This is a genomic window from Microcoleus sp. w1-18aA5 (genome assembly GCF_036701705.1).
Taxonomy (GTDB): domain Bacteria; phylum Cyanobacteriota; class Cyanobacteriia; order Cyanobacteriales; family Microcoleaceae; genus Microcoleus.
Map to the genome: position 1 here is coordinate 75,164 of NZ_JAUPTE010000021.1, position 7,434 is coordinate 82,597.

3 protein-coding genes are annotated in these 7,434 nt (G+C 48.6%); 2 read left to right on the forward strand and 1 reads right to left on the reverse strand.

Annotated features, from left to right (window positions below; all coding sequences use genetic code 11):
* Positions 1-1,265: 1,265 nt before the first annotated feature.
* Together Q5691_RS10600 and Q5691_RS10605 are read left to right on the forward strand one after the other, a co-directional pair.
* A complete protein-coding gene (locus Q5691_RS10600) occupies positions 1,266-6,125 on the forward strand; it encodes a glutamate synthase-related protein (protein ID WP_333344785.1) in 4,860 nt (1,619 codons plus the stop codon).
* 482 nt (positions 6,126-6,607) lie between these two features.
* Positions 6,608-6,982: an endonuclease domain-containing protein gene (locus Q5691_RS10605; protein WP_333344786.1), complete on the forward strand. Its 375-nt coding sequence runs from the start codon at positions 6,608-6,610 to the stop codon at positions 6,980-6,982.
* On the opposite strand, the gene Q5691_RS10610 is transcribed toward Q5691_RS10605, so the two are convergent.
* Positions 6,969-7,434, reverse strand: a 466-nt coding sequence (locus tag Q5691_RS10610; RefSeq protein WP_333344788.1) for an ISAs1 family transposase, incomplete at its 5' end; no start/stop codon positions are given. The two genes, Q5691_RS10605 and Q5691_RS10610, sit on opposite strands and share 14 nt — an antisense overlap.

The following is a 7,434-nucleotide window of genomic DNA, read 5'->3' on the forward strand; positions in this document are numbered from 1 at the left end:
CGTAAATTCTCAAGCGCTCTGCTATTTTAATCAGTGTCAAGTTATTTTAATTATTTCTCTCCTATAATAGGATTACCATGATTTATATCACTGGGCTTCGGTCTACCTGTATGCAGAATTGAGCGTAATCACCATCTGCACATTTTACCAGTCTTACGATTTCCCCTAACTAACCTTTCTTTTATAAAAGATAGGCATGCAATATTCCCCATGCCAATCAAATCTGTAAAAAAGCTCACGGTTGAGCTAAACAAAATTACCAAGGACAATCTTGTGAGCGTTAGTCGAGTTGAGTTTGAGATTTGAGATTTACTTCAATGAATCTGGCAGCTTGGACAGTGGTCTAAAATTTTTGCCTCTCCCCGAATCTTGTCAGCAAGCAAGTATCCATTTGGGCGCGTGTTCCAAAAGGCGGCGCAGACTCTACCAGATGCTCCTAATGTGTTAGAAATCCTTGAAATATCCTGCATTGATGAGTGATATCCATTCCCGTTGTATCGGAATGATTAAACCGCAGAGGACGCAGAGGATACAGAGAAAGGGAAGAGAGAGATCAATAATTCCGATGCCAACGGATTTGAGATGACAAAACTTTGTGGGTAAAAAAATCTCAATTAGAGTTATGGAAAACTGTCAACCTTTTTCGGCTAGGCATCTTAGCGTGAGTTCTGGACGATCGCTGACAAGACTTGCACGCAAACTCTAAGTCTAATGGGTGAAATTTTATCAATTTTTTGATAAACTTGATGTTCGCGGCTTGAGAGTTGACTTCACAATAAGACAGGTTTCACCAGTTGTGAACCGCGCTGCTACATTGCACCTACCGACTGAGCGGGCAGGTTGCTTTTGTGTCTGCGGGCGCTGACGAAAGCAACTCAACAGCGCAGCAAGCAAAATAACGCTAAAGTTACTATCTACCTGTGTTCGCTGCAAGGCTACCCTTGCGGACTCAGGAAAAACCCACACAAAAAACTAGATCGGCTGCAATGTATCTAGTTGCAGGGCGGCGATCGCCCAAAGAATCACTGCTTTTTAACAGCAGGGTATTCTAGGAGACATCTCTGAGGCGATGCGAGCGAGATAATTTAAAATCTGCAAACAGGGTTTCAGTGCTAGGTACAGGCCGCATAGACGTAAATTTTTAATCAAATCAGCTTCCAATGTGCTGTCTTAAAGTTTACTAGGCTCCCACCGCTCGGCAGCCTTCTCTCTCCGAGCTATAAAAACGCATCAACACACAATCACGGAAATAACATTCAATCAACATGGGTAACACGATCGATCCAAACAGAAACGTGCATCAAACAGAGCGAGGAACTCCATTCGCCGGCCAAAGCTGGTTAGTGGAAGAAAGAGATGCCTGCGGTGTGGGGTTTATTGCCAACCAAAGCGGCGAAGCTACGCACTCGATTATTGAAAAAGCGCTTCCAGCTTTAACTTGTCTGGAACATCGCGGCGGTTGCAGCGCTGACTCGGATTCCGGCGACGGTGCGGGTTTGATGACCGCGATTCCTTGGGAATTGCTGGATGCTTGGTTTGCCGAACAGGGAATTGTGCCTCCGGCGCGGGAAAACTGCGGCGTGGGAATGCTGTTTCTGTCTCAAGATAAATTTCAAGCGACTATAGCGCGGCAGGTGGTTGAGCAAGTTCTGACCGATCGCGGGCTGAAACTTTTGGGATGGCGCAAAGTTCCCATTGTACCGTCGGTTTTGGGCGAGCAAGCGCTAGAAAATCAACCTCAAATCGAACAAGTAATAGTCAGTTCACCACACTTAGCCGGAGACGAACTCGACAAACATCTATTTTTGGCGCGCCGCACGATCGGACACGCGCTGTCAAATCGCCCCAACTTCACCCGCCAAGACTTTTATACTTGCTCTTTTTCCTGCCGCACGATCGTCTATAAAGGCATGGTGCGATCGGCTGTACTAGCAGAATTTTACCCAGACCTGAAAAATCCCGCTTATAAAAGCTCTTTTGCCGTCTATCACCGGCGCTTCAGCACCAACACCATGCCCCGCTGGCACTTAGCCCAGCCGATGCGCTTGCTGGGACACAACGGCGAAATTAACACGCTGTTGGGCAATATTACCTGGATGAAGGCGCGGCAAGCCAATTTAGCTCACCCGAATTGGACTCAAGCTGATATCGACACGTTCAACCCAATTGTCAATCCCGAAAGCAGCGATTCGGCAAACTTAGACAACGTGATGGAGTTGTTGGTGCACTCCGGCCGCACCCCCCTAGAATCCCTGACAATTCTGGTACCTGAAGCCTACAAAAATCAGCCGGATTTGGCTCCATATCCAGAAATTGTCGATTTTTACGAATATTACAGCGGGATTCAAGAACCTTGGGACGGCCCCGCACTGCTGGTGTTCAGCGACGGGAAACAAGTAGGTGCTACGCTCGATCGCAACGGTTTGCGGCCGGCCCGCTACTGCATTACTAAAGACGGTTTGGTAATTGTGGCCTCCGAAGCCGGAGTTGTCGATATTCCCGAAGCAGATATTGTCGAAAAAGGCCGTTTGGGACCCGGACAAATGATTGCCGTTGACCTCCAAACTCAAGAAATTCTCAAAAATTGGCAACTCAAGCAGCGAATTGCTAAGCGGCATCCCTACGGCGAATGGCTGGAAAAACACCGCGAAACCTTGGAACCGCAGCCTTTTGCCGAAACAGCAACCCTCGACTCGCAAACCTTGTTGGCAACCCAAACTGCTTTCGGTTATACAGCCGAAGATTTGGACATGGTAATCGTCGAGATGGCGAGTTCTGGGAAAGAACCGACTTTCTGCATGGGCGACGACGCTCCCTTAGCTGTATTGTCAGAAAAGCCTCAGTTGCTGTACAACTATTTCAAACAGCGGTTCGCTCAAGTCACAAATCCGCCGATCGACCCCCTGCGCGAGGGGATGGTGATGTCGCTGACGATGAATGTGGGCCTGCGGGGCAATTTACTGCAAGCAGTGCCGGAAAATGCCAAGCGGCTGAAAATTGATTCTCCCGTACTCAACGACGCTGAACTGTCTTTCTTGAAAGATCAAAAGTCTTTCCCAGCTACGGAATTGTCAACTCTTTACAAAATTTCTGCTGGGCCTTCTGGTTTGAAAACAGCAGTCGAGCAACTTTGTCAAAAGGCGGCTGCTTCGGTGCGCGAGGGTTCGAGAATTCTGATTTTGAGCGATCGACCATCGAAGGAAGAAGGAAGAAGGAAGAAGGAAGAAGGAAGAGGGGAGAAGGAAGAGGGAGATTTATCTAGTGTTGGATTGAGTGCTGAATGTACTTATATTCCGCCATTCCTGGCAGTTGGTGCGGTTCACCACCACTTAATTAGCGTCGGCCTGCGGATGCAAACTTCGCTGGTTGTGGATACCGCGCAATGTTGGAGCACTCACCACTTCGCTTGTTTGATTGGTTACGGGGCGGTGGCTGTTTGCCCTTACTTGGCATTGGAAAGCGTGCGCGCCTGGTGGTCTGACAGCAAGACTCAAAACTTGATGCAGCACGGCAAAGTTCCCAATATTACCGTGGAACAGGCTCAAGCTAGATACCGCACAGCGGTGGAAAACGGCTTGCTGAAGATTATGTCGAAAATGGGGATTTCACTGCTGGCTAGCTATCAGGGGGCGCAAATCTTTGAGGCGATCGGCATTGGCGGTGATTTGCTCGATTTGGGTTTCAAAGGCACTGTTTCCCGCATCGGCGGTTTGAGTGTGGCGGAACTGGCTAACGAGGTAATGTCTTTCCACAGTCAGGCTTTCCCAGAATTGCACCTCAAAAAGCTGGAAAATTACGGCTTTGTGCAGTACCGCCGGGGCGGTGAATATCACATGAACAGCCCGGAAATGGCGAAGGCTTTGCACAAGGCTGTGACTACTTTTAACGAAGGAAGAAGGAAGAAGGAAGAAGGAAGTTCGGCAACGGATTCTGTAACGGATGTAACGGATGTAACGGATGTTAGGAAGAAGGAAGAAGGAAGCAACGGTAACGGCAATGGGGCCGAACCAAAAATGACACCAATTGGTGACAAAAATGGTGAAAGTGCTTACGATCACTACGAGGTTTACAAGAAACTGCTCGAAAATCGCCCGGTAACGGCTTTGCGGGATTTGCTGGATTTTGTGAGCGATCGCCCTTCCATTGCCATTGAAGACGTAGAATCTGTAGCAGATATTGTCAAGCGCTTCGCCACCGGCGGTATGTCCCTCGGCGCTTTGTCCCCGGAAGCCCACGAAACGCTAGCGATTGCGATGAACCGCATCGGCGGCAAATCCAACTCCGGCGAAGGTGGCGAAGACCCGGTGCGCTACAAAGTGCTAAACGATGTGAGCGCGGCTGGTTTCTCACAAACGCTACCTCACTTGAAAGGTTTGCAGAATGGCGATACAGCTTCTTCATCAATCAAACAGGTAGCTTCGGGACGCTTCGGGGTGACTCCTGAGTACCTGATGAACGCCCAACAAATCGAAATTAAAATCGCACAAGGTGCGAAACCGGGTGAAGGCGGTCAATTGCCAGGGGCGAAAGTGAGCGAGTACATTGCTTATTTGCGCCGATCGAAACCGGGTGTCACGCTGATTTCGCCTCCTCCTCACCACGATATTTATTCGATCGAGGATTTGGCGCAGTTGATTTTTGACTTGCACCAAATCAATCCGAAAGCAGGAGTTTCGGTGAAGTTGGTGTCGGAAGTTGGCATCGGGACTGTAGCCGCCGGTGTCGCCAAGGCAAATGCTGATGTGATTCAAATTTCCGGCCACGATGGCGGCACCGGTGCTTCACCACTGAGTTCGATTAAGCACGCAGGTTCTCCGTGGGAACTCGGGTTGACAGAAGTTCACCGGGTGCTGATGGAAAATAAATTGCGCGATCGAGTTTTGCTGCGCGTTGACGGTGGCTTTAAAAGCGGCTGGGACGTGATTGTAGGCGCTTTGATGGGCGGCGAAGAGTACGGTTTCGGCACGGTGGCAATGATTGCAGAAGGCTGCATTATGGCTCGCGTTTGCCACATGAATAGTTGTCCGGTGGGCGTGACAACTCAACAAGAACACTTGCGGAAACGGTTCCCCGGAACGCCGGAACACGTTGTTAATTTCTTCTATTTCGTAGCACAAGAAGTGCGGAGTTTGCTGGCGAAATTGGGTTATAAGTCGATCGCAGATATCATCGGCCGCGGGGATTTGCTGAAAATGCGCGAGGGGGTGCAACTAACTAAAACTCAAGCGATTAATTTGGATTGTTTGACCAAGTTACCTGATACTAAGAGCGATCGATCTTTCTTGATCCACGGCGATGTACACACTAACGGGCCTGTGTTAGATGACGATTTGCTGGCGGATGCTGAGATTCAAAGTGCGATCGCCAATCACGGCACTGTTAGCAAGAGTGTAAAATTGGTGAATACCGATCGCACTGTAGGCGCACGTTTAGCAGGTGCGATCGCACAGCAACACGGCAACACCGGCTTTAGCGGTCAAATCACCCTCAATTGCACTGGTAGCGCAGGCCAAAGCTTCGGCGCGTTCAATTTGCCGGGGATGACGCTGGTACTGTCAGGCCAAGCCAACGACTACGTTGGTAAAGGGATGCACGGTGGCGAAATCGCGATCGCACCGCCGGCTGGTGCGACTTATAATGCTTCCGAAAATGCGATCGTCGGTAACACTTGTTTGTACGGTGCGACGGGGGGAACTCTGTTAGCTGCGGGTAAAGCTGGCGAACGGTTTGCGGTGCGTAACTCGATGGCGAAAGCAGTCATTGAAGGTGCGGGCGATCACTGCTGCGAGTACATGACTGGCGGCGTGATTGTCGTGTTAGGAAAAGTCGGCCGCAACGTCGGCGCTGGAATGACTGGTGGCTTGGCTTATTTCCTCGATGAAGATGGGACTTTTCCGGCTCACGTCAACGGGGAGATTGTGAAGATGCAGCGCGTTTGTACGGCGGCTGGGGAGGCGCAATTGAAGGAGTTGATTGAGGCTCAGTGCGATCGAACTGGCAGCAAGAAAGCTGAGAAGATTTTGGCAAATTGGGCTGAATATTTGCCTAAGTTCTGGCAAGTTGTGCCGCCAAGTGAAGCGAATTCGCCGGAGGCTTCGGAACAAAAGATTGCTGTGGAAGCGTAATTTTCCAGTTGGTTAAATAGATGAGGGGCGACGCGAGTTGCCCCTTTTTTTTATCTACCGGACTTACACGGATAGTTCACAAAACCTCAAAAAACCCTCTTGCTCCTCCTTAGCAACGGGGGTAAAAAAAGCCAAGCAACAACGAAAAACCCTCTTGCTCCCCCCCTTAGCAACGAGGCTAAAAAAAGCCAAGCAAGCAACGAAAAAACCCTCTTGCTCCCCCCGTTGCTAAGGGGGGGCTGGGGGGGGTAAAAAGCCAAGCAAGCAACGAAAAACCCTCTTGCTCCCCCCCTTAGCAACGGGGGTAAAAAAAGCCAAGCAACGAAAAAACTCTCTTGCTCCCCCCCTTGCTAAGGGGGGGCTGGGGGGGGTAAGAAAAGCCAAGCAAGCAATGAAAAACCCTCTTGCTCCCCCCCTTGCTAAGGGGGGGCTGGGGGGGGTAAGAAAAGCCAAGCAAGCAACGAAAAGACCCCAATAAAAAAATGACAAAACTTTACAACAAAACCTCAGAAAAACTCAAGCGACAGCGGCTTCGCAGAGAAATGACAAAAGCTGAAAAACGTCTCTGGGACAAAATCAAAAACAGACAGCTTGAGAATTGTAAATTTCGCAGACAGTACAGCGTAGCAGAATTTGTGATTGATTTCTACTCACCGGAAATCAAGTTAGCACTAGAAGTTGACGGTGATAGTCATTTTCAAGAAGGTGCTGTAGAATATGATGCGGAAAGGCAAGAATTTATTGAATCAGCAAGAATTAATTTTTTGAGGTTTACAAATGATAATGTTTATCATAATTTGGATGGGGTTCTAGATGTGATTGTAGATAGGATTAAATCCAGGGCTATTTCATTCTAAACAACTCCTTAATTAGTTTAAGGCCAAATCCCGCCAGACGTTGGGCTTGAGCCATATTATCAAATCCATAATCGCGGTATATGTTGAGTGCAAAATTTCGAGCGGCTGCCCAAATTTGAACTAAAGGTTTTGTCCTTATACGAGAAGCATCTTCACCTTGAGTTACATCCCGCACATAATGAACCTTGTTTTCAACTCCCCAATAACCTCGAATCCGCTTGGCAAATTCTTCAGCCGTTTCAATCAGAGAAGAAACGTAAAAACGAATTTCAACACTTGATTCAATAATATTTGCTCGATGGACTTCGCGGTATGACTCAATACGAATCACGGTTTTAAGTCCCGGAAATTCAGGAATATTATCTAACTGGTTACTAATACTAACCGTGCGTTTTTCAACTCGACCATGACCAACATTGTTCGATTCATGAGTCTGAATAGCTTGAAAATTG

Excerpts from the sequence above, each read along its gene's own strand:
- Q5691_RS10600 (WP_333344785.1), top strand. The coding sequence starts at position 1,266 with ATGGGTAACACGATCGATCCAAACAGAAACGTGCATCAAACAGAGCGA.
- Q5691_RS10605 (WP_333344786.1), top strand. The coding sequence starts at position 6,608 with ATGACAAAACTTTACAACAAAACCTCAGAAAAACTCAAGCGACAGCGG.